General features: G+C 41.1%; 2 protein-coding genes. Both read left to right on the plus strand.

Features of this window, described 5'->3' with window-relative positions:
- Window positions 1-98: 98 nt before the first annotated feature.
- Window positions 99-608: a helix-turn-helix domain-containing protein gene (locus KJS69_RS29360; protein ID WP_213587784.1), complete on the plus strand. Its 510-nt coding sequence runs from the start codon at window positions 99-101 to the stop codon at window positions 606-608.
- A gap of 19 nt (window positions 609-627) precedes the next feature.
- Window positions 628-852 (plus strand): transposase (locus KJS69_RS29365; RefSeq protein WP_374706758.1); only part of this gene is annotated, 225 nt, incomplete at its 3' end.

Here is an 852-nt window from a genome sequence, read left to right on the forward strand (position 1 = left end):
CTATATAAGTTGAACCAGTAAGTTTCCTATTATGAGGAAGGAATTCCAACCCTCAAACGTCGAATAAGTGAGAACCACTTTATGGACGGGTGATGATTTTGGAAAACAAGGAATTAAAAGAAGTTGAAAACCGATTAATACAGGAAAAGAGCCGCCGAATGTTCGAACGTTACCAAACTGTTTATTTACATCTGCTTGGATACAGTAATCAGCAAATTGCTTCCATTATTAGAAGATCGGATCGAACAGTACGAACGTATATACAACACTATAGAGAGTCGGGTCTTGATGGCTTGCAGATCCAGTCCCCTCCAGGCAGGAGTGAACGGCTTACGGAAGAACAACAAACTCAACTGAAAAAGACAATCATGGAATCTATTCCCCATGAAGTTGGATTTTCGGCAAAGTTCAATTGGACCCTTGAACTGATTTGTGAGTTCATCCAGCGGGAATTTGAACAAAGCTACTCCCTCCGTGGGGCTTCCAAGCTGATGCATCGTCTAAACATGAGTTACACAAAACCCACCTATACTTTGGCAGCCGCTGACGAAGAAAAGCAAAAAGAGTTTGTCGAAAAAACCTTTCCAGGGTTAAAAAAATTACGATGATGGCGAAATTGATCATATTTTGTTTGAAGATGAATCCATGATTCGTGATTACCAAGCGCTTCAACATACGTGGTTTGCCAAAGGGAAGCAGCGTATCCTAAAAACAACCGGTAAACATCGTGGCATAAAACTATTCTCCACGGTGGATTATGTCACGGGCAAAATCGTTTGGCAAGAAGATGAACAATACACTGCCGATAAGTTCCTGATGTTTCTACAGAAAGTTATGTCGGAATACCCTACA

Source organism: Paenibacillus sp. J2TS4 (assembly GCF_018403245.1).
Lineage (GTDB): Bacteria > Bacillota > Bacilli > Paenibacillales > NBRC-103111 > Paenibacillus_L.